Source organism: Kribbella sp. NPDC048928 (assembly GCF_043197975.1).
Taxonomy (GTDB): domain Bacteria; phylum Actinomycetota; class Actinomycetes; order Propionibacteriales; family Kribbellaceae; genus Kribbella.
Window position 1 is genome coordinate 355,335 of the sequence record NZ_JBICUC010000005.1, and the last position, 21,239, is coordinate 376,573.

The following is a 21,239-nucleotide window of genomic DNA, read 5'->3' on the forward strand; positions in this document are numbered from 1 at the left end:
CCCTACGAGATGTCAGTGCTCCAGCGTCGTGACAACAACGAACGATCCGGCAGGCACCTCGACCTCGACGCCTCGGCTCAAGTTGTCCGACTTCACCGCCTCCGGGACGGGCAGGCCATCCGCGGTCGACGGCCGGTCCCCGTCGCTGTACTTGTAAGTCGTCACGACAGTGCGACCGACTCCAGGTACCCGCACAGTGGTCGAGACGCTCTGGTCCGACCTGTTGACCAGCGCAAACGACCAATCCGATCGCGCACCATGCCCTCGCCCGGCACCGGCCGGGATCTCCGCCGCGAGCACCCGCAGACCATCAGGCTGGACGGGCGCGAACAGCCGGCTCCCAGCCGGAAAGGCCCGCGAGAGCATCGCCCAGCTGTACGCCCAAGGCCGCACGTCCTCGTCGCCCGCGACACCGTTCCACATCCCCCACAACTTCGGACTCCCGACATCGCTCAGCCGCCAAGCCATCGGAGAGGACACCCCGGCGCGCCCCAGCTGGATGCCCAGATCGGCCATGTCGAGGCCGTACCCGTACGTCGTGACCCGCGGCTGCCGGTCGGTCGCCGGGTCCCACCCGCTCTTGTCACCGAGTTCCTCGACGAAGAACGGCTTCCGCTCCGGGTCGTTCGCGTCGACCTTGTCCACGAGGTCCTTGATGGCCGGCTCGACCCGTCCGGAACTGATGCTGTCGGCGGCGGTCGGGTAGTAGTGGATGGAGTAGCCGGACGTGGTCCCCGCCAGCTCGGTGGACGCGGCGCCGAGCCAATCCTGCGTCGCCCCGAAGTCCTGGGTGCCTGGGCCGATGGTCGTGACGTCGAGTCCGCGCTGCTTGAGTTCGGCGGCGACGTTCACCTGAGAGTCGCGCCACCGGGCGTACGTGCGCGGGTCGCGGTGGTTGGGTTCGTTGACGCCGTTCCACCACTTGATGTTCGTGTAGCCCTTGTCCTTGACCAGATGCTCGAGCAGGTCGGCGGCCGCGGTCGCGTAGTCGGGACCGGTCGCATCCCAAGGCGTCGTCCAGAACCCGATCATGACCGGAATGTTGCGCGCCTTCAGGTAGTCCAGCGCCTTGAACTCGTTCTGCGCCCAGTTGCTGCTCCAGTCGTACTCGCCGACCTTGTTGCCGGGCGCGAACCCGGTCGTCAGCCACGTCACCCTCGCCACCTGCGGCCGGATCTCGTCCATCCGGCCGGCCTCGAGCGCGGCCATGGCATCGGTGTACACGCCGGTGTTGGTCCCGCCGTTGGGCTCGGGCTCGTAGTTGATGCCGTACCCGAGCCAAGGCCGGTCGACCCGATCCGCAGGCCCGGGCGTGACCTGAACGCCCGAGGCCGCGGCGGAAGCGGGCTGCCACCCTGTGGCGGAGAGGCCCACCATCAGTACGCCGGCGACTGCTGCTCCGGCGGCGAACCGGCGGCTGTGCTGTCTCATCGCGTCTCCTTCGTCAGGTGCTTCACGGGCGAGGCATCGTTCGCCTCGACAGGCTTGCGGATGCGGTCGAACTGGGCTCCGCCGGTCCGGATCTCCTCGGGCCAGGCGAGATTGACGCCCAGTCCGCGGAGCGTCTGCTGCAGAGCGGCGAGCAGCTCGGGCCGTTCGCGGATCGTGTCCGGGGTTTCTCCGGTACGAACGACGCTGTCCGCGAGGGCTCCGACCGCCTCGCCGATCGACCATTCGACGGGGTGCAGCCGGTACGCGCCGTTGGTGATGTGCGTCGTCCCGATGTTCTTGGCGGCCGCGACGAGGTTGTCCGCGTCCTGCGGGATCAGCGCACCGAGCGGGATCTGGAACGGGAAGCAATCGATGTCGACGTAGCTGCGTCCCGCCGTACTCGGATGCAGATCGATGCGGTAGTACCCGGTCCCGACGCTGTCGGCGAACACCTCGGACCCTGCGCGGTCGCCACGCATCGCGCGTCCGATGTGCGCCTCGGTCACGGTGAAGAGCGGGACGATCCGGCGGCTCTCGCGCAGGTACGGCTCCTTGGCCAGACCGTCAGCGGTCCCCATCACGTCGCCGCGGAGCCGCAGCTCGGGGTAGCCGGTTCCGCCGTCGTGCCGGGGCGCCTCGGTCTGCATCCAGTACACGAAGCTCAAGGTCAGCGCCCGAGCCCCCTGCAAGGCTCGCTCCTTGGCGTCAGGATCGTCGACGACGACGGGAAGGTCCCAGTAGTCGACCTGTGGCCAGTTGACGAGCGTGACCTCGCCGCCGGTGAACCCGCCGTCGAGGACCTCACGACTCAGAATGCGGCGGTACTGCCACAGATCGTCGGCCCAGTGCGACACCGCCTGCTCCGGCGACTGCGCGAACAGTGGGCGTGTGCGTTCCTGCAGCGTGTGCGGGACGACATCGGTCCAGGACAGCTGCGGCCCCGGCCAGAACGGAGCCACCTGCGTACGCCAGTAGTCGTACTCGGCCGGACGGTCGATCGTGTGGTCCTCGCCGGGCCGGTACTCCACCGCGCAGCACCAAGTGACCGCCTGATGATTGAGCGGGTCCGCGTCGGCCGGAGCGTGCAGTTCGCCGGTTTCGGCGCGTGCCTCAGCACCGATTCGGAGCGGGAGACCGGCCAGTACGAGCGGCTCGCCGTCCTCGGTCGCATCAGCGACGAGCCGGCCTTCCAGCCGTACGTCGATGCCCGCAGGTCCCTGTACGACGACGTGCGTGATGCGCCGACCGTCACGCTCGACCGCGCGCAGGGTGTGCGAACGCAGTACCGTGACCAGACCCGAGGCCAGGTAGGGGGAGAGGAGCTCCTCCAACACCAGGGCACCGACGCGTGGCTCGTGGCAGAGCCGGGAGACGTTGCCCAGACCGGGATTGAGCGCCTCGACCTCGCGGTACTGCTCGCGGAGCGGATAGCGGCGGCGATAGTGGTCGCGGATCGCGTCCCGCAGTTCGCGGTAGCTGCGGGAGGCAAGGTCGGTCTCGATCCACGAATGCTCGTCCGGAGGCACTCCCTGCGTCGTGAGCTGGCCGCCCAGCCACTCTGAGCGCTCGACGAGAATCACGGAGCGCCCGAGCCGCGCTGCGGTGAGGCAGGCAGCGACGCCGCCGAGACCTCCGCCAAGCACGAGGAGGTCGGCATGAAGCGTCGGTGAGGTCACAGATTTCCTTCCATAGATTGGCATCAGCCTTTGAGGCTTCCCTCGGCCAGGCCGGAGACGAAGGCTCGCTGGTTCACCAGGAACAGGGTGAGAACGGGAATGGTCACCAGTACGGCGCCGGCCATCAGCGGGGCGTACTGGACATTGCCGGAGGCAAGGAACTTGGCCAGCGCGAGCTGGACGGTCTGCGCCGACTCGGAGTTCGTCACGACCAAGGGCCAGAGGAAGTCGTCCCAGACGCCGACGAAGGCGAAGACCGAAACCACGGCAAGGAGCGGTCTGGCCAACGGGAGATAGACCGACAAGAAGATCCGCAGCTCGCCGGCGCCGTCGACCCGGGCGGCTTCGCCGAGTTCAGGACTGGCCGAGAGGAAGTACTGCCGCGCGAGAAAGATGTTCATCGGCATCACCAGGTACGGCAACATCAGGCCGAAGAGCGTGTCGAGAGCTCCGCTGCCGCCGTGGCCGACCAAGTCGTTTCCGCCCATCAGCGGAATGCCGCGTGCCATCAAGAACAGTGGAATGAGCGTCACGGACGCCGGAATCGCACTCGTCGAGACCAGTACCAGGAACAACTGGAAGCTGCCCTTGAAAGGCAGCAGCGCAAATCCGTACCCGGCCAGAACAGCTACGAAGCAATTGCAGATCACGACCACGATCGCGACCACTCCGGAATTGAGCAGCGCGCGACCGAGGACCGCGTCGACCCAGGCGGTGCGGAAGTTCTCCAGCGTGGGGTGCGCAGGGATCAGCGACACGCTGCCGAACGCGTCGTTCTCGGGCGTGAACGCCAGGCTGATCATCCACGCGAACGGCACCAGGACGAGCAACGTCATGGCGCCGAGGATCAGCAGTTTCGAGAGTCCTCTCGTACGCACGCGAAGTCGCGGACTGCTCATCGCCGACCTCCGAGGACCGATCGGACCGACAGCACGGACGCGCCGACGATGAACGCGAACAGCACGAACGCCATCGCCGACGCCGAGCCGAGCGAGTTGTACTGGAACGCCTCGGTGTAGACCAGGTAGTTGACCGTCGTCGTACTGCCGAGCGGGCCACCTTGGGTCAGCACGAAGATCTCGGCGAAGCCCTGCGCCAGGAAGATGATGTCCATCGCGACGACGTACACGAGCATCGGCCGGAGACCGGGCAGGGTGACGTACCGGAACTGCTGCCAGCGGCCGGCTCCGTCCACGCGGGCCGCCTCGTACAACTCATGGGGGACGGACTGGAGACCGGCGAGCAGCAGCACCATGTTGCTCCCGAGCGCCTTCCAGATCCGCATCGCGGACGCCGCCCAGAGCGCCGTGCCCGATTCGAGCAGCCACGTCTGGGGCGCGAGGCCGATGCCCTTCAGCAGCTCGTTGACCAGGCCGTTCTGTGAGTACATCCAGAGCCAGACCAGGCTGACGGCCGTCAGCGAGACGATGTGCGGTACGTACAGTGCGGACCGGAAGACTCCGACGCCGCGGAACGGGCGGCTGACCAGGAGCGCCAGGACCAGGGCCACGATCACGGTGATCGGCAGCACCTGGAGGACGTAGCGGCCGGTGACCAGCAGCGCCTTCAGGAAGTCGCCATCCCGGACCAGGTCCGTGTAGTTGCTCAGGCCAACGAACTTCGGTCCGCCGCGGGACAGCGGGCTGTAGTCGCTGAAGCTCAGACTCAGCCCGTACACGACTGGGACGAACTGGAACACGAGCACGTAGAGCGCAGCCGGAGCAACGAGCAGCAGTCCTGCTCGCTGCTTGCGTGTCCAGCGCGGCCGGCGCCGCGGAGGCTTGAGTCGCACGGTGGCGGCCGCGATCCGTGGCGGAGAGGAGGTGGTCGTCATGGCGTCCCTGTTCAGCGGGCCAGTACGGACTGCATCGCCTTGGACGCGTCGCCGAGCGCCTTGGCTGGATCGGTCCCGCCCTTGAGCGACTGCTCGAGCTGCTTGTCGAGCTGGTCGCGGGCCTGGACCCAGCCCGGCACGTTCGGATTCGGGAAGAAGCTGCCGGCGTTGCGGACGAAGGCCTGCAGGATCGGGCTCTGCTTGACGTACGCCGAGCTGCTCGCCGAGGCCCTGGTCGGGATCTGGCCGACACCTTGCGCGTACTGGTTGCTCGTCTCCGGGGACACCATGTAGCTGATGAACTTCCAGGCGAGGTCCTTGTGCTTGCTGTCGGCATTCATCATCAGACCCGGCCCGGCCCCGCCCACGACCTGGCCTTTCGCCTGACCTGCGAACGGCACCGCGTCCATGACGCGCAGATCCAGCTTGGGGTCGGCCTTGGCGATCTGTACGGCGCCGGCGCTCGACTGGAGTTCCATGGCTGCCTGATCGGTGACGATCGGCTGCTGCTGCGGGGGAGCGTTGACGTAGTCCGCGCCGAGGTTCGTCGACACCGCGCCGGCACCGTCGTACAGACTGCGGAAGAAGCCGAGCGCCTTCACACCGGCGTCGGAGTCGACGGCAGGCTTGCCGCTGTCGTCGAGCTGCTGCCCGCCGTCGGACGCGAGCAGGCTCGCGAACGTCTGCTGACGCCCGATCGCCTGACTCGGCAGCAGCAGACCGGCGCGGGTGATCCGCCCGTCCTTGCGTACGGTCAGCTTCTCGGCCGCGGCCTTGACCTCTTCCCACGTCTTCGGCGGAGCGCCCGGGTCGAGGCCCGCCTTCTTGAAGTCGTCCGCGTCGTAGATCAGCAGGCTGCCCTGCATCGACAGCGGGACCAGGTACTGATGCCCGTCCACCTGACCGCCGGGCAGCGCCGCCGCCAGGTCCTTCTTGTCCGCGGCGTCGAGCGTGTCAACGTACTTGTCGAGCGACTCGAGGCGATCGTTGGCCACGAAGTCCGCTGCGGCTGCCGGACCGTGCCCGAACAGGTCAGGCGCGGTCCCGGCGGCGAACGCGGTGTTGAGCTTCGTGGAGATGTCTCCCCAGTCAACGAACGTGATGTTGAGCTTGGCCCCGGTCTCGTCCTGGAACCGCTTCGCGATCGGGCCCTTCACCAGGTCGATCTCGGCCTGGTTGTTGCCGGGGAACCACACTGTGAGCTCGTTGGACGCCGAACTGCCGCCCTCGGCGCCGTGGCCGGAGCTGCACCCGGCGAGGACCAGTGTCCCGACCGCGAGCCCGGCGGCCAGCCGTGGCAAGACGCGGAAAGGGCTGCCGGAACGATGCATGATCTCTCTCCTTATTCGTATCAATGGACGACATGAGTGCAGCGCGGGTGGGACCCGCGGGAGTTCAGGAGGCCGGTGGTGCGATCGTCGAGTTGTCGGCCGGCAGGCAGGCGAGTTCCTCGTGGTACTCGCGATCCACGCGGCCTTCGAGCAGCTCGATGAGGACGGCGACGGCGCGCCGGCCGAGAGCTCGGCGTGGTACCTCGATGTGGCTGCCGCCGGGGGCCATGGCTCGATGGCGTCCGACGTCGAGACCCACGATCGACAGGTCGCGTGGAATCGAGAGGCCGGCCGCCGTGCACGCCGCGGTGAGGGCGTCGATCAGTGCGTAGCTCTCCACGACCATCGCCGTCACGCCGTCGGCGATCAGCTTGGCCACGAGCGCCGGGTCGAACTGCTCGGCATCGACCAGAACTGGCTCGCCGGCTTGGACGTTCAGCCGCTCGGAGTGCCGGAGGAACCCGTTCAGCCGCTCCTCGTCCGGCCCGGTACGGTCCGCGTCGCCGAGGTAGCCGATCTGCCGATGTCCCGCGCCGTGCAGTTGATCGAGCACACCGGCGAGCGCGCCGTCGTAGTCGAGGGAGACGTACGGCATCTTGCCGACCACGCCTTCGCGACGGCCGATGAACACGACCGGGAACTCCTCGGCCGCGAGCCGCTCGAGCTCTTGATCGGTGTCTTGCAGACCCAGCAGGACCGCACCGTCGGCGAGCCGGAGGCGGTTCGATCCGCTCGCGTAGATGCTGCGCCGTCCGTCGGGAGTCTGGGTCGAGGCGAACAGCACCAGATCCAGTCGTGCCTCCACCGCTTGCTCCTCGATCCCGACCAGGAACTCGTGGTAGTAGTCGTCGGCCGAGACCGGGAAGACCGGCTCGAACGTGTAGACGCCGATCAGGCTGGTGCGCCCACCGCGCAGCGACTGCGCAGCAACGTTGGGCACGTAACCGAGCTCGGCGACGGCGTCGAGCACTCGCTGCCGTGTGCTGTCGAGGATGATGCCCTTCCCCTTGCCCGTCAGGACATAGGAAACGGTGGCCTGACTGACGCCCGCGGCCCGCGCGATGTCGCTCTGACGTGGATTGCCTCGCCGTGACATGGGCCGCCTCCTCACTCGGTTGTTACGGGCTTATTCGTATCAACCACTCCATCAGTGGTCAAGAGCTCGGATCCTACCGGTCCGCTGCGAGCACTTGTGCGAGGCCTTCCTGCAGGTCGTTCACGAAGTACTGCGGAACCTCCAGGGATGGGAAGTGCCCACCGTGTTCGGGTTCCTGCCAGCGGACGATCCGCCGGTACCGCTCCTGCGCCCAGGCGCGCGGGTACTTCTCGATGTCGCGGGGATACATGGTGACGGCCGCCGGCACGTCGACGCGCAGATCGGGGTCGAGCGAGTCGTGGCTCTCGTAGTAGATGCGTGCCGCTGACGCCCCGGTGCGTGTCAGCCAGTACAGGGTGACGTCGTCGAGAATTCGGTCGCGGGAGATCGTCTCGAACGGGCTGTCCGCGGTGTCCGACCAGTCGGCGAATTTGTCGAGGATCCAGGCCAGCAGCCCGACCGGTGAGTCGACGAGCGAATACCCGATGGTCTGCGGCCGGGTCGCTTGCTGCTTCGCATACGCGGCCCGGTGATGCCAGAAGTTGTGGGTCTCCTCGGCCCACTTGCGCTCTGTCTCGGTCAGCCCGTCCGTGGTCGCCCCCGGGAGACCTTCGGCGAACGTTGTGTGGATACCTAGAACGTGCTGCGGGAACCTGCCGGCGAGCACTGTGGTGATATTGCCGCCCCAGTCGCCGCCGTGCGCCACGAATTTGCTGTAGCCGAGCCGCCCCATGAGTTCGACCCAGGAGGCTGCGATCTTTTCGGTTCCCCATCCGGTCTTGGTCGGCTTGTCGCTGTAACCGAAGCCGGGTAGCGACGGGACCACGACGTGAAAGGCCGGTGTGTCTTCGGTTTTGGGGTCTGCCAGTTCGTCGATGTGGTCGACGAACTCGGCAATGCTGCCCGGCCAGCCGTGCGTCAGGATCAGGGGAGTGGCGTCGGCACGCTCCGAGCGGCGGTGCAGGAAATGGATTCCGAGCTCGTCGATGGTGGTGCGGAACTGACCGATCTGGTTGAGGCGCGCTTCGAACGGCCGCCAGTCGTACTCGGTGCGCCAGTACGTCACGAGGTCCACGAGATCGGCGAGCGGAACGCCCTGATTCCATCGGCGCGGATCATGTACGGTCTCGGCCTCCGGCAGGCGCGCTGCGGCCAATCGCGCGCGCAACTCGTCCAGTTCGCCGTCACTCGTGGTGGTCTCGAACGGCCGTACAGCTCTGGTTGGGCTGCTCACGAAGCCTCCTTCGATGGAACCGGCTAAGACGGTTCTAACAGACTCTTCGAGGGGCGCGCAACCGGCTAAGGTGGTTCCATGCGTACTCAGTTCCCTGACTTCCGGCTCGGCAAGGTGCTGGCGACGAGCTTCACCGCGACCCTGACGGAGCGTCGCGGCGGCGCTGTGGAGCGCATTCCGACGCCGCAGCGGCTCGCCGACTGGCTGGCAGTGAGTGGCCTCGCGGTGGAGTCGTGCACTGATGCCCAACTCGCGCTCGCTCGGGAACTGAGGGAGTCGATCCACGCCGCGGCGACCGCGGCCGCGCTCCATGAAACCCTTCCCGCGCCGGCGGTCCGAGTCATCAACGACCGCAGTGCTCAGGGCCAGGCTGCGGCTGCCTTGACGCCCGACGGCGAGCGGCGCTGGCGACTCGGCTCGGCCTCCTCCGTGGAAGATGCCCTGGGCGTGATCGCCGCCGACGCGATCAGCATCATCGCCGGCGAACGCGACGGAAAGCTCGCCCTATGCGCGTCCCCGACCTGCCAGGCCGCGTTCTTCGACACCAGTCAGAGCCGTACCCGCAGATGGTGCGACATGAACACCTGCGGCAACCAGCAGAAGAAGGCCCGCCTCAAAGCCAAGAATCCGGGTGCATCGCGCAACGGCGCCCTTTAGATTGCGTCGATGGATCTCTCGCAGTTCGGTACGCCGGTCCGACCGATGACCCGCGTCGACGGCGGCTTCGCCAACCGGATGTACCGGCTCGACACCGACCAGGGTTCGTTCGCGGTGAAGGAATTGAATCGCGTCGATCGCCGCTGGCCGTACCACGTCGAGGACGTGTTCAGGTTCGAGCGGGCGGCCTTTGCTGCCGGCGTACCGATGCCAGAACCGATCGCGGCCGATCCCGACCTGCTCGTACACCGGTGGGTCGCGGGGGAGAAGGTGCCTGAAGCACCGGTATCGGCGGCGTACGCGTTCGAGATCGGCGAGATCCTCGCGCGCATCCACGCGCTCGACGTCTCGTGGTCTCATGGGGCGATCGCAGAACCGGTTGCGCGGGACTGGCCTGATCTCGCCGAGCGAGCCGCGGCGACCGGGCAGCCGTGGGCCGACGAGCTCGCCGCGCGCGTCGAGGTGTTCCTGGCGATCGCTCAATTCGTCAGCGACTGCGACAGGCCCGGGCCTGTCGTACTGACGCACAAAGACATCCAGCCGTGGAACCTGCTGGCTCGCGACGGCCGACCGGTCGTGCTGGACTGGGAACTGTCAGGGCTGCTCGACCTGTCCGGCGAGCTCGGCTCGACCGCCCTGAGCCTGGCCAAGGGTCCCGGACTCGACGACATCGACGCGAGCATCTTCCGCTCGGTCCTCGATGGATACGTCGCCGCCGGGGGAGTCCTGCCGCCGGCCGGGCCCAGTTGGTTCGTGTTCATGATCGAAGGCTGGCTCGGCCACACGCGGTGGAACATCCTCCGCTGCCTCTCCACCACCGACGCGCCCACCGGCCCGGAGCGTTCCCTATCCCACGAGTCCGTCCACAACGCCCTGACCGGCCTCCCAAACCTCTTCAACCACCTGCCCGACCTCGAAACCCTCCTATAAGCGCATCTCCCACAGCCATCCGTTGGGCGCGACTATGGTCTGTGTCGTGGCAACGTCAGACGACTCACGGCCAGCCAGTCCTGGTGATCAGAGCGAGGCGTGGCGCGAACTCGCTCCCGACTACGAGCGCGCCCGCTCCAAGGAGGACTCACTCGATCGCCTCGTCGAGTGGCCCGCCCAGCGAGCCCTTCTCGGCGACGTCACCGGACTCTCAGTCCTCGACGTCGGCTGCGGCAACGGCGCCAAACTCGCTGAACTGACGCGAGACGGTGCGACCGCCTCCGTAGGCATCGACATCACCGGCAACTTTCTCAAAGACCCACCGGCCGGTACGAGCTACATTCAAGGCGACCTGTCCGAGCTGGATTCCCTGCCTGAGCTGTCCGGCCGCAAGTTCGACCGCATCCTGTTCCTGCAGTCCTTCGGCTACGCAAAAGACCCGGTCCGCACCCTGCAAACAGCAAGCACAATGCTGACCGCCGACGGCTTCATCCTGCTGACCAGAACACACCCGATCCGGTACGCCGTCGAACGCACCGAGCAAAACGGCACGTCCTTGGGCGAAGAGTATTTCTCCACAAAGCCGTTCTCGTACGTGAGCGGCTGGAACGACAAAATCACTCTCGCGCAGCGCCCTTACACCATCTCCGACCTGATCAACTCGTTCAGCGCGGCAGGGCTGTGGATCGAGAGCGCAACCGAACCCCAGTTGTCAGAGGATTCCCGACGCCGCTATCCCCACAAACAGGCGTGGATGAACAAGTACCTGGGCATCCTCATCTTCAAACTCCGCAAGCGGTCAGACAACATCGGTGAATGAAACCGGCTTGCCTGCTGCGCGAGCGTACGCAATCTCCCGACTCGTGGACTCGCCGATATACCCACCCGGATTCACAACCAGAACCCGGTCAGCCAGATCGATCTTCCGCAGGTGGAGCGTGCCCAATGCGGCCCTCTGCTCGTCAGTGATCTTCTCGTAAACCTCGCGATCATCGGCCCGCCCGAAGACCCCCGGCGCAACAACAATGACACCCGCCAGCGTCAACTCCCGATTCGCCACGAGCATCTCGTCCATAAACCGCACAGACCCACAAATACACACAACCTCAGGTCGCTCAGCCACAACTCATTCCTTAGAATCGAACCGTCCATCAAATGTGATTATGTCCGGAAGACAGGGGAGTGCTTCCGGCGTACTGGCTGATGGCCCACACTGGGGAGGATTTCGTGCCGATCCGGGAGCAAAATCCTCCCCAACCTCGTCCGCCGACCCCTCGCCGCGGCGGTAGATTACATGGCTGTTCCTGACCGTCTGTCGTCGGAGAGGTGTGACCGGATGTCCACGATCAGTAACTCAGAGGCGATCGCAGCGTGGTCGGCGATGCCGGCTGACGCCATTGAGGCGTACGACGATCAGGGCGACTTTCCCAAGCGTCATCTGATGAACGGGAATGTGCTCCGGATGCTGGGGCCCCTCGCTGGTCGGAAGATTCTCGATGCAGGCAGTGGCGAAGGCTACTTGAGCCGGCTGCTGGCCGACGGGGGAGCAGAGGTGGTTGGTGTGGAGCCGGCCACCGCACTGCTGGCGCGTGCTCAGAATCTCGAGCAGCAGCGGTGTCAGGGGATCAGGTACGTGCAGGCTGACCTCTCGATGCTGCCGGAGGTTGGTCAGCCGTTCGACGCGGTGGTCTGCAGCATGGTGCTCCTCGCCATACCTGATTGGCAGTCGGCGATGGCAGCGTGTGTCAACGCACTGAAGCCGGGCGGCCGCTTCGTCTTCTCGATCACTCATCCAGCGTTCGAGAATCTGTACGGAACCTGGCGGGACCACGGTCACTACCAACTTGATCGGTACCTGGACGAGTACGAGATGCCTCAGGGTCACGCATCCGACTTCCACCGCCCGCTGTCCACGTACATCAATGAACTCATCAGCCTCGGCTGTCGCGTAACCGAACTCTGCGAACCAAGACTCGATCCACAGATCGCACAAGCCACCGGAAACGACGCACTCGACTCCTACGTAGCCCTACCAAACTTCCTAATAGTCAGCGCCAACCGCGACAATGGTGCGTGACGGAGGTAGTGGTTGTGACGGATTATGACGTGCTTGCCGAGGTGTACGAATGGCTCATCTCGGATGCAAAATTGCCTCCAGCCGAGTTCGCGGCGTCGTTTGATGACGTCCTCGGTCTCCTGCCGCCGAACGCTCACGTCCTCGACTGTTCGTGCGGAACCGGACAGTTGGCGGTTGGTCTCGCCGGTCGTGGCATCCAGGTTGTCGCTACCGACGCGAGCGAGGCGATGGTTCGACGGACTGCAGAGTTGTCTGAGGAGTTCGGGGTAGCCGTCCTGGCCGTGCGGGCGAACTGGGAAGAGTTGCCCGACCATTTCGAGGACGGCATGTTCGACATGGTGTTCTGCGTTGGCAACTCGCTCCACCATGCCTCGGGCGCGACAGGCAGGGTCGCTGCTCTGGAGTCGATGTCACGCCTTCTGCGTCCTGGCGGGCGCTTGGTACTCACATCCCGTACTTGGGAACTCGTGAGGGCCAGAGGTTCCCGGCTCGATATCAGTAACCGACTCGTCCGCCGGAACGGTCGCGACGCCGTCGTGGTCTACCGCTGGGAGATCGCGCCGCATTGGGACGAGGAGCACCACATCGAGATTGCGATCGCGCAAGTTGATACCACTGGGCTGGTTCTTGTCCGCTCAGAACTGCTGTCCTGCTGGCCCTACCGGTACGAGGAACTCGAAGCCGACCTGCACCGCCTCGGCCTCCAGACGGACGCGAGCACGTTCGATCCCAAGGCCGAGAACTACATGGTTGTCGCGAGCAAAGCACAGACACCGGAGGAGTAGCGAACAGGACCTAGTTGACATAATGTCCCTTATCGGCGCTTAATCAGCGCGGGTAGAAGTAGATGCAAGTACTCCCTCCGCCAATGGGCGACAAGCGCGCTCGATCCCGTCAGTGCCGCCGTCGATTACGATCGGCAACGTGGAGTTGTCAGCGCATCACGTTCGTGCCGAGGCTGCCTCGGAACTTGCTGGTCTCGGCGTTCAGTGGCTGCTCAACGCCAGGGACAGCGACTGGGACGACTACTCGCTGTATCACGGTCGCTCGGGCATCGTTCTTGCGCTGCACGAGACGGCAGAGATGGCCGGAGGGCACGAACTGGACGACACGATTCAATCTGGCCTCGACAGGCTGACAGAAGAAGTCGAGCGTGTGGATGACTGCTCGCTGTACTTCGGGCTGTCCGGCATCGCGTTCACTCTGAACAGTCTTGGCCGAGAGGATGCCGCACGCCGTGCCCTACAGCGCGTCAGGGATCGCGCCGAAGCCGGTCGTTGGGGCCCAATGTTCGAGCTTCTTGCCGGCAACGCCGGAATCGGACTCGGCGCTCTCAAAGTAGGTGACCTGGAACTGGCCGTGGATGCGGTGACTCCTTATCTCTCGACCTGGAGCAAGACGCCGAACGGAGTGAACTGGCCCGTGCGGCCGACGCCCCCACGGTCGCATCACATGGCACACGGGACTCTTGGAATCGTCTTCGCACTCGCGGCCGTCGGGGACGCAGCAGGACGTTCGGACCTGCTGGAGCTGGCCGTCGAGGGCGCAACGGACGTCGTAGCTCGGAACCAGGCAGGCCCCGACGGCTTCCTTGTGCCTCACTCTGATCCCCCGCACCGCCCAGACATCATCGAGCGATTCAGCTTGGGGTGGTGCAACGGACCGGCCGGCGACGCTCAGGTCTTCAGACTGCTGGAGCAAGTCACCCAAGGAAAGCAGTGGACGTCGTTGGGAGACAGGTGCTGGCAGACGGTCGTCTCGTCGGGATTGCCCGAGCGCGTACGTCCGGGCTTCTGGGACAACAACGGACGCTGCTGCGGGACAGCCGGCGTCCTCGCGCTTGCCTGCGACCGGATCATCGAACGGGGCGACGGATTCGCGTTTGCCGACGTGCTGTACGACGACCTGGCTTCGCGCGCGACCATCGATGGGGACGGCGCTCGTTGGTCGAACCTTGAACACCGCAACACACCTCCGGATCTGGCACCCCTGGCCGGATGGGCCATGGGCACCGCTGGAATCGTCCGCGAACTACTGCGGTACTCGCGGCTCTGCTCTGGCTCATCTGACACTGCCTACTCGGTTTCATGGCCCGACCACCCGCCCACAGTCACCTGAACGGTCAGAGGGATGATGCGGTCCAACACCCATCAGCGGTGACTACTGCTGGGCATGCCCCGTTTTGACGGACATCCGAGATCAGGAGCTTGTGCTCCGGAAGGACGTTCATCATGGAGTCCATGGGCAAGAAGAAGCCGCGGTCTCGTCGTTCGTTCACTGCTGAGTTCAAGGCCGAGATTGTCCAGCTGTGTCAGCGCGGCGACCGGTCGGTCGGGCAGGTCGCGACCGGCTCCGAGGCATTGCCTGCTTCGTACGCCTCGGACCAACTGCGATCACGTTGGGGTCCGCGCCCGGCGACGCCGACGACACCAACCACCGAGTCCGGATGTTCGACCGCGTACCGGACGCCCAGATCACAACCCCACGAGTGACCCATCACGATCCAACGGTCGACACCGACCGCCACACGAATACCTTCAAGATCAGCGATCGCTCGTTCGATGCTGTGCGGCCCGCCGCCCGAGCGGCCGACTCCACGCGGTTCTGGATACCAGGCCCGGTGGCCGGCCGGCGAGATCTCGTCCCGTTCGAGGTACTGCACGCACCCCGGCCCACCAGTCAGCACAACCACATCGCGGCCCTCGCCGGTCACGCCAACATGCAGCTCAACGTCGCCGACGTGAATCATTCGCGACTTCATGACCACGGACGGTAGCAACTCTGAAGTCCCATCCCACGTGTCGGGTGGCGCTCGACGGAACCATCAGCCGTGAGTAGCACAGCCAGGCTGCCGGAGGATCTTGACCAGATCTGCGATCTGTATGCCGAGACGGTCGACTGGCACGCCGAGAAGTGGCCGGCCGACTTCAGGAAGGTCGACGTCCGAGGGTCGGTGCGCGAAGACCTGTCTCAGACCGACGGAGACAGCGGGCTGCGCCTCCTGGTTGCCGAGGCTGACGGAGGCAGGCTCGCTGGGCTCGTATCCGGCTCCGTTCGGCCGCCGCAGGCCATCGCTCCCTATGACGTTCCCGTGATGCAGGTCAATGACCTCGTCGTCAGCGCGTCATATCGCCGACGAGGGATCGGCGCCATGCTCATTGGACAGTTGGAACAGGTGGCGCATCAGGAGGGGGCCGTTGCGATCACGCTGCAGGTGCATAGCCAGAACGAAACGGCTGGAAGCTCCTACCAGCAGCAGGGCTTCCGGCCGGTCCAGATCGAGATGCGCAAAGACGTGACGCCATGACGAGGCCCACGCGATCAGCGAGCGCTTGCGCAGGAACGAGCGTATGAGTGAAGCCAACGCACCACCGGCCCAGTTCCACCTGCTGAGGACGACCTTCCGAAGGCCTGCACGGCTCCTGGTTGGGTTGCTGACCGGTTGGTGCCAGTGCGGGCCGGCCGCGTGGATCCCGTCCTACCTTGAACCGCGAGGAAGGGATCACGATGGCAGGCACGAGATTCAACCCACCGCCGAACTGGCCGACACCGCCGGATCCGCGCTGGATGCCGGGTCCGGGCTGGCAGCCGGATCCGCGCTGGGGACCGCCGCCACCCGGTTGGAAGCTCTACAAACCGCTCAATCCGTTCGGCCGCGGTTTCGGCCTCGCCTATGCGACGGTCGCGGTCCTCTTCGTCGTGCTGTACTTCCTGATCGACGACATGGAGGTCTCGGCCGCCTACTGCGTCGGCAGCGCGATGTTCGCGGCCCCGGCGGCCGCCATCCTCGGCCGCATCAGCAGCTTCCGCTGGCTCTGGTGGTTCTACGCCATTGCCGTCGTGGTCATCACCCCGTTCGCCGGCGAATTCACCCTGCTCCAGCATCGTTAGCTCAGGTCAGCTGTTTCCGGAGCGTTGACATATATCCATATGGAAATATGATCGAGTGGTGGCCCGGGCATCGACGACGTCGGATGTGTTCAACGCAGTTGGTGATGTTCACCGCCGCGCAATCCTCGATGTGCTGCTCACGGGCGAGAAGGCGGTTGGGGCGATTGCAGGGGATGTCTCGATGTCTCAGCCTCAGGTCTCGAGGCATCTGCGGGTGCTCGGTGACGTCGGACTCGTCAACTGCCGGGCCGAAGGTCGTCGCCGCCTCTACCGCTTGGCGCCGGAGCATCTTCGGCCGTTGCACGACTGGGTGGCCAAGTACGAGCGGGCGATCAACAACCGACTGGATCGCCTCGAGGACTACCTCGAGGAGCTGCAACGACAAGGACACGACAGTGATACCTGATCGGCACGGTTCTGCAGTCATCACCTTCCCGAACGAGCTCGAGGTTGTCATCACACGAGAGTTCTACGCTCCGATCGCGCTTGTCTTCGACGTGTTGACCAAGCCCGAGCATGTGCGCCAATGGGGTGCGACTCCCCCGGACCGGATGACGGAGTGCTCGATCGACCTGCGGGTCGGCGGGAACTACCGTTCTTCCTTCACCACCGGAGAAGGAGACGTGTTCTCGTTCAGCGGGACGTACCTTGAGGTCGAGCCGCCGACGCGGACCGTGGAGACGTGGCTGTTCAGCTACTGGCCCGACGCGGAGGCGGTCGAGACCATGGCACTGCAGGAGAGCAATGGCGTGACCACGCTGACGTGGAGCTTTGCGTTCCGTGACAAGGCGGGACGCGACCACATGTCCAGGTTCGACGGCCAGCAAGACAGCCTCGACGAGATGGAAAACATCCTCAGGTCAGTACTCGACTCCAGCCGCGCCTAGTACGCCCTCAGCAGACCCAAACAGCAACTGGCTCTTCCGCGGCTACTCCCCCGCACGACTTGACGGTTGATGTGGTGCCTGCCGCGTACGCTGGCGCGGGTGGAGGAGCTTCGTGGGCAGCTGAAGGTCTGGGTGCAGAAGTGGCGTTGGTACCAGCGGAGTTCGCTGCCTTGGAACCGGGCGCGGATCAACTGGGAGCTGATGCGGCGCGGTGCGTTCGCGCGGTGGCCGTTGCACGGGAACGTACTGGAGGCTTTGCAGGACGGGCGGCTCGAGGTCGGGGCCAACACGATGTTCGAGCCCAACGTCTGGATCACCGTCGGCGACGACGCGCGGGTGCGGATCGGGGAAGGCACGTTTCTGAACATCGCGGTGATGGTCGCCGCGCTCGACCGGGTGGAGATCGGATCCCATTGCATGCTGGCGAACGGGTGCTTCGTGACGGATGCCAATCACCGGTTCGACGATCCGGATCGGCCAGTTCCGTGGCAGGGGTTCGATTCCAAGGGGCCGACGCGGATCGGCGACAACGTCTGGCTGGGCGCGAACGTGGTCGTCACGAGCGGGGTGACGATCGGCGAGAGGTGCGTGATCGGCGCCAACAGCGTTGTCACGCAGGACATCCCCCCGTACTCCGTCGCGGCCGGCGCCCCGGCGAAGGTCCTGCGATCCGTCACCTACCTGAATACCCAACCCTGAACCTTCCGCAGTACTCCGCTCAGACCTTCAGCAGTTGTCGAATGCGTCTGTGTCTAACGAGTCAGGAAGGTGTGCCTCGATGAGCGAGCGGTTCTACTCGGATGCGGCGTTGTACGACCGGTTGTTCCCCGGCGGCGTACAGGCTGTCGACTTCTACAGGGCCGCGGCCGATCGGCAAGGCGGCTGTGTGTTGGAACTTGGATGTGGGACCGGGCAGAAGCTGATCCCGATTGCGTCCGACGGGCATCCATGCGTGGGTCTCGAGCTCTCGCCGCACATGCTCGCGGAGGCTCGGCGCAAGGCGGACGAGCGCCGCGTTGAGGTCGAGTGGGTGCAGGGCGACATGCGCGAGTTCGACCTGGGCCGCAGTTTCGACCTCGTCTTCGTCGCCGCCAACTCGTTGCTCCATCTGCACGAGGCTGACGACCTGGTGGGGTGCTTTCGGTCGGTACGAAGGCACCTGGCGCCCGGGGCGCGGCTCGTCTTCGACGTGTTCAACCCGAGCGTACGCATGCTCGCCCAGGCCGACGGCGTTCGACGCAGGCGTGACGCGTTGTCGTTCGTGGATCCGGATCGTGGCGTGGTGCACGTCGACGTCGCGGAGACGTACGACGCGGCCGCGCAGGTGACTCGCGGGACCTGGTACTTCTCAACCGCAACCGAGGCCGACTTCGCCGTCGCGCCACTCGAGATCAGGAGCATCTTCCCCCAGGAGTTGCCGCTCTTGCTCTCGCTCGGCGGTCTCCGCGTCGTCGAACGCTTCGGCACCTGGTCCCGTACACGACTCACCGCCGACGCACCGCTCCAACTCTACGTCTGCGAAGCGAACTGATCGGCACCCTCGAATTCGTCGCTGACACGGCAGTTTGACGACGGAATCGGGTATAACGCTGGTATGCGCAGAGCCGTGACCCTGCTCGCAGCGGTGTCGCTCGTCGGGACGCTGGTCGGCTGCTCGGTGATCGCACCGGGCAAGTCCGACAGGGACGGCACCTGGACAGCGAAGGCGAGGCCGTTCACTTCGCCTGATGGGTACTCGTTCAACCCGCCGAAGGGCTGGCAAGAGGGGTCTGCGCGGGCTGCGAGTCAGGCGTCCGTGGTGTTCTTCGCGCCTTCGATCGATCCCGCCGCGAAGTTCGTGGACAACATCCTGGTCGGGATTCATCCCCCTCAGCAGGACCTGGAGACGACGGTCGCGAATACCAAGCTCGGTTACCGGACCTTGGTGCCGTCCTATCGCTCGGTGGTCGACGAGCCGGCGACGGCAAACGGCCAGGCGGCGTGGTTGCTCGGCGGCACATTCGACTACAACTCCGTACACGTCGAGAATCTGCAGCTTCTTCTGATGGCTGCGGGCAAGCAGTACACGGTCACCTTCAGCTGTCCGGCGGCGAGTTACGCGGGTCTTGCGGATGTCGCACGCACGTCGTTGCTGTCGTTCCATCTGGTCTGAACGCCGACGTACGGCGGGTTGGTCAGGGCCGGGTTCTTGTTGGGTGTAGGTCAGTAGGACGTGGCCGGGATGTGACGGTCGGGTGTTGAGGAGGGTCAGGTCGGTTGGGGCGAGTCCGTCGGCAGGCTTGAACGTCCCGCGAAGCTGTCCTGTCCGCGCCAGGCCTTCAGAAATGTCTCCTGGACGAGATCCTCGGCCTCGTCGAACGAACCGAGCATCCGATAGCAGTGCACCCGCAACTCATGACGGTACTGCTCGAGGTCGTCGCCGAATGCCACGCGCCGAGCTTAGGTCTCCCCCTGGTTCAGTCGCGTCAGGGCGCGGGTCTCACGCCTGGTGCGACGGTGAGGGTGCCTGTTGTGGGGTCGATCGTTGCTTGGGTGCCGAGCGGGACGGTGGCGGGTTGGGGGCCGTGGCCGATGGGGAGCCCGCCGAGGATTGGAACGTTGAGGTTTGCCAGGCGGTCGCGGAGAACGTCGAGTACGGTCCATCCGTTGCTCAGGTCGTCCTCGAACCCGGTGATTTGGCCTACTGCGACGCCGCGCAGGCCGTTGAGTACACCTGATCTCATCAGCTGGGTGAGTTGGCGGTCGACCATGCCGAGACCGGTGCCCCGGTTTTCCTCGATCAGGAGGATGCCGCCGGCCAGGCTTCGCAGGTCCGCGCCGATGGAGCAGCGAATGGTTTCGAGGTTGCCGCCCATCAGGAATCCGGTCGCTGGTTCGCCTGTGGTGAGGGCGGCGCTGAGCTCGTTCGGATCCTGGCGGACGACGATCTCGTCAGTCGTCATCAAGGCGCGGCGTAAGGCCTCGGCGCAGTCGGGACCACAGTTCGGCTCGTACCAACTCATCGACGGCCCGTGGATTCCGACCAGGCCGGCTCGGTTCCAGAGCGCGAGGTGCAAGGCGGTGATGTCGCTGAAACCGATCAGCGGCTTCGGGTCGCGGCGTACGGCGTCGAAGTCGAGATCGTCGGCGATCCGGGCAGCACCCTTGCCGCCGCGGGTGGCGAAGATTGCGCGTACTCCCCCATCGTTGAAGGCGTCGTTGAGGTCGGCCAGCCGGTCCTCGTCGGTGCCGGCCAGGTAGCCGTGGCGGTCGAACGCGTGATCGCTGAGCTCGACCTGGAGACCCCAACTCGTCACGAGTTCCACGCCTTTCGCCACCAGTTCGCGGTCGGGGGTGCTGGCCGGGGAGACAAAGCGAACGCGATCACCTGGGTTGAGGTGCGGCGAGAGCAGTGCTGGGCGAAGGGCCGTGGAGGTCATGGTGCGCGAGTCTGCCAGCGACCTCCGACAACTCGCCTGAACCAAGGGTGCGGATCTCCAGGCCATCACAATCGCGACCTACCGGCCTCGCCAGGCGGGAGTCCCGGGCGACGGACCGACTGTGATGGCCTGGCGGTCCGGTGCCGACAACATCACTCAAAGACCAGCAGCTAGTACGAAGCCGACGTAGTCCGCTCCGGCCGGTCCGGGGCGTGAAGTTCCGTCGCGGGTCCAGCCGTGGCGCTCGTAGAACCGGATGGCTCGCGTGTTCCGCTCCCAGACATCCACCTCGCCCACAGCGTCGGCCTGGCGCGTGATGGAGACGAAGCGATCCATCAAGGCACTACCAACGCCACCAGACCATCGGCCCGGCTCGACGAAAATCCCGACGAGCCGGACCCGTGTCTCGTCAGGCGCATTGCTCGGAAGCACCCCGTTGGCATCGACCGTGATCAGACCGACGACGTCATCACCCAGGACAGCCACCAGTACGGCCAGTCGAGCATCCGCCACCATCTCGCGCCACGTCTCCCGGTACCGCTCATCAGGAACCGCTGCCACCTCATGCCCGCCGGCCGCGTAATACACAGCCCGCGACCGAGCATGCAACTCCGCAAGCGCATCGCCCTCGCCGGGTGCTGCAGCTCGAATCCGTACCGTCTGAGTTGCCTCCGCCATAACGCAGGAGCCTACGACTCCCCCAGCCGACATTCTTGTCGCAGCCATGTCGGATTCGCGGTGCTCGGTTCGTTGAGTCAGCAACCGGACCGAACGAC

At 65.5% G+C, this 21,239-nt stretch carries 24 protein-coding genes and 1 pseudogene; 13 read left to right on the forward strand and 12 right to left on the reverse strand.

Translation table 11 applies throughout. The features are described 5' to 3' along the window. Positions 1–12 precede the first annotated feature (12 nt). The 7 genes from ACGFI6_RS23780 to ACGFI6_RS23810 form a co-directional block, all read right to left on the reverse strand. Positions 13–1,431 (reverse strand): hypothetical protein, encoded by a 1,419-nt coding sequence (locus tag ACGFI6_RS23780; protein WP_393121977.1) that lies wholly within the window; start codon positions 1,429–1,431, stop codon positions 13–15. Continuing rightward, complete coding sequence (locus ACGFI6_RS23785; protein WP_393121979.1) at positions 1,428–3,107, reverse strand: FAD-dependent oxidoreductase; 1,680 nt, start codon at positions 3,105–3,107, stop codon at positions 1,428–1,430. The genes ACGFI6_RS23780 and ACGFI6_RS23785 overlap by 4 nt, the downstream gene beginning before the upstream one ends. A 23-nt stretch (positions 3,108–3,130) precedes the next feature. Next, complete coding sequence (locus ACGFI6_RS23790) at positions 3,131–4,006, reverse strand: carbohydrate ABC transporter permease (protein ID WP_393121981.1); 876 nt, start codon at positions 4,004–4,006, stop codon at positions 3,131–3,133. After that, positions 4,003–4,941, reverse strand: coding sequence for a carbohydrate ABC transporter permease (locus tag ACGFI6_RS23795; RefSeq protein WP_393121983.1), 939 nt, complete (start codon positions 4,939–4,941; stop codon positions 4,003–4,005). The genes ACGFI6_RS23790 and ACGFI6_RS23795 overlap by 4 nt, the downstream gene beginning before the upstream one ends. 11 nt (positions 4,942–4,952) lie before the next feature. Further along, a complete protein-coding gene (locus ACGFI6_RS23800) occupies positions 4,953–6,272 on the reverse strand; it encodes an ABC transporter substrate-binding protein (RefSeq protein WP_393121985.1) in 1,320 nt (439 codons plus the stop codon). A gap of 64 nt (positions 6,273–6,336) precedes the next feature. Beyond that, positions 6,337–7,368, reverse strand: coding sequence for a LacI family DNA-binding transcriptional regulator (locus ACGFI6_RS23805; RefSeq protein WP_393121987.1), 1,032 nt, complete (start codon positions 7,366–7,368; stop codon positions 6,337–6,339). Between the two features lie 73 nt (positions 7,369–7,441). Next, on the reverse strand, positions 7,442–8,602 hold the full coding sequence (locus ACGFI6_RS23810; protein WP_393121989.1) for an epoxide hydrolase family protein: 1,161 nt from the start codon (positions 8,600–8,602) through the stop codon (positions 7,442–7,444). 78 nt (positions 8,603–8,680) lie between these two features. Here ACGFI6_RS23810 and ACGFI6_RS23815 point away from each other — a divergent pair, with 78 nt between their 5' ends. From ACGFI6_RS23815 to ACGFI6_RS23825, 3 genes are read left to right on the forward strand one after another with little or no spacing between them, the layout of a single operon-like run. Then, positions 8,681–9,259, forward strand: coding sequence for a CGNR zinc finger domain-containing protein (locus ACGFI6_RS23815; RefSeq protein WP_393121991.1), 579 nt, complete (start codon positions 8,681–8,683; stop codon positions 9,257–9,259). 9 nt (positions 9,260–9,268) lie between these two features. After that, the gene (locus ACGFI6_RS23820) at positions 9,269–10,189 is read left to right on the forward strand and encodes a phosphotransferase family protein (protein WP_393121993.1); all 921 of its coding nucleotides are present in this window, start codon (positions 9,269–9,271) and stop codon (positions 10,187–10,189) included. 46 nt (positions 10,190–10,235) lie between these two features. Further along, positions 10,236–11,009 carry a class I SAM-dependent methyltransferase gene (locus ACGFI6_RS23825; protein WP_393121995.1) on the forward strand — a complete coding sequence of 258 codons (774 nt, stop codon included), beginning with the start codon at positions 10,236–10,238 and terminating at the stop codon, positions 11,007–11,009. Here the strand turns inward: ACGFI6_RS23825 and ACGFI6_RS23830 are convergent. Further along, positions 10,989–11,264, reverse strand: coding sequence for a hypothetical protein (locus ACGFI6_RS23830; RefSeq protein ID WP_393121997.1), 276 nt, complete (start codon positions 11,262–11,264; stop codon positions 10,989–10,991). The two genes, ACGFI6_RS23825 and ACGFI6_RS23830, sit on opposite strands and share 21 nt — an antisense overlap. Positions 11,265–11,525: 261 nt before the next feature. Here ACGFI6_RS23830 and ACGFI6_RS23835 point away from each other — a divergent pair, with 261 nt between their 5' ends. The 3 genes from ACGFI6_RS23835 (at position 11,526) to ACGFI6_RS23845 (ending at position 14,384) form a co-directional block, all read left to right on the forward strand. Next, positions 11,526–12,266: a class I SAM-dependent methyltransferase gene (locus tag ACGFI6_RS23835; RefSeq protein ID WP_393121999.1), complete on the forward strand. Its 741-nt coding sequence runs from the start codon at positions 11,526–11,528 to the stop codon at positions 12,264–12,266. A 14-nt stretch (positions 12,267–12,280) separates the two neighbouring features. Beyond that, positions 12,281–13,051: a class I SAM-dependent methyltransferase gene (locus ACGFI6_RS23840; protein ID WP_393122000.1), complete on the forward strand. Its 771-nt coding sequence runs from the start codon at positions 12,281–12,283 to the stop codon at positions 13,049–13,051. Between the two features lie 139 nt (positions 13,052–13,190). Then, positions 13,191–14,384 carry a lanthionine synthetase LanC family protein gene (locus ACGFI6_RS23845; RefSeq protein ID WP_393122002.1) on the forward strand — a complete coding sequence of 398 codons (1,194 nt, stop codon included), beginning with the start codon at positions 13,191–13,193 and terminating at the stop codon, positions 14,382–14,384. Positions 14,385–14,577: 193 nt separating this feature from the next. Here the strand turns inward: ACGFI6_RS23845 and ACGFI6_RS23850 are convergent, their stop codons facing one another. Beyond that, a complete protein-coding gene (locus ACGFI6_RS23850) occupies positions 14,578–15,027 on the reverse strand; it encodes an alpha/beta fold hydrolase (RefSeq protein WP_393122003.1) in 450 nt (149 codons plus the stop codon). Positions 15,028–15,096: 69 nt separating this feature from the next. Here ACGFI6_RS23850 and ACGFI6_RS23855 point away from each other — a divergent pair, with 69 nt between their 5' ends. The 7 genes from ACGFI6_RS23855 (at position 15,097) to ACGFI6_RS23885 (ending at position 19,196) form a co-directional block, all read left to right on the forward strand. Beyond that, the gene (locus ACGFI6_RS23855; protein ID WP_393122005.1) at positions 15,097–15,573 is read left to right on the forward strand and encodes a GNAT family N-acetyltransferase; all 477 of its coding nucleotides are present in this window, start codon (positions 15,097–15,099) and stop codon (positions 15,571–15,573) included. Between the two features lie 200 nt (positions 15,574–15,773). Then, positions 15,774–16,157, forward strand: coding sequence for a hypothetical protein (locus ACGFI6_RS23860; protein WP_393122007.1), 384 nt, complete (start codon positions 15,774–15,776; stop codon positions 16,155–16,157). An 85-nt stretch (positions 16,158–16,242) separates the two neighbouring features. After that, on the forward strand, positions 16,243–16,563 hold the full coding sequence (locus ACGFI6_RS23865; RefSeq protein ID WP_393122532.1) for an ArsR/SmtB family transcription factor: 321 nt from the start codon (positions 16,243–16,245) through the stop codon (positions 16,561–16,563). Next, positions 16,553–17,044, forward strand: coding sequence for an SRPBCC domain-containing protein (locus ACGFI6_RS23870; RefSeq protein ID WP_393122009.1), 492 nt, complete (start codon positions 16,553–16,555; stop codon positions 17,042–17,044). The genes ACGFI6_RS23865 and ACGFI6_RS23870 overlap by 11 nt, the downstream gene beginning before the upstream one ends. A 99-nt stretch (positions 17,045–17,143) precedes the next feature. Next, positions 17,144–17,743: an acyltransferase gene (locus ACGFI6_RS23875; protein WP_393122011.1), complete on the forward strand. Its 600-nt coding sequence runs from the start codon at positions 17,144–17,146 to the stop codon at positions 17,741–17,743. 79 nt (positions 17,744–17,822) lie between these two features. Next, positions 17,823–18,575, forward strand: coding sequence for a class I SAM-dependent methyltransferase (locus tag ACGFI6_RS23880; RefSeq protein WP_393122013.1), 753 nt, complete (start codon positions 17,823–17,825; stop codon positions 18,573–18,575). Positions 18,576–18,638: 63 nt separating this feature from the next. Then, positions 18,639–19,196: a hypothetical protein gene (locus tag ACGFI6_RS23885; protein WP_393122014.1), complete on the forward strand. Its 558-nt coding sequence runs from the start codon at positions 18,639–18,641 to the stop codon at positions 19,194–19,196. Between the two features lie 122 nt (positions 19,197–19,318). On the opposite strand, the pseudogene ACGFI6_RS23890 reads toward ACGFI6_RS23885, so the two are convergent. The 3 genes and pseudogenes from ACGFI6_RS23890 to ACGFI6_RS23900 all read right to left on the reverse strand — a co-directional run. Continuing rightward, a pseudogene (locus ACGFI6_RS23890) lies at positions 19,319–19,474 on the reverse strand (sigma factor); the annotation flags it as partial. Between the two features lie 35 nt (positions 19,475–19,509). Further along, the gene (locus tag ACGFI6_RS23895) at positions 19,510–20,529 is read right to left on the reverse strand and encodes an LD-carboxypeptidase (RefSeq protein WP_393122016.1); all 1,020 of its coding nucleotides are present in this window, start codon (positions 20,527–20,529) and stop codon (positions 19,510–19,512) included. A 90-nt stretch (positions 20,530–20,619) separates the two neighbouring features. Continuing rightward, positions 20,620–21,141: a GNAT family N-acetyltransferase gene (locus ACGFI6_RS23900; protein ID WP_393122018.1), complete on the reverse strand. Its 522-nt coding sequence runs from the start codon at positions 21,139–21,141 to the stop codon at positions 20,620–20,622. Between the last annotated feature and the right edge of the window lie 98 nt (positions 21,142–21,239).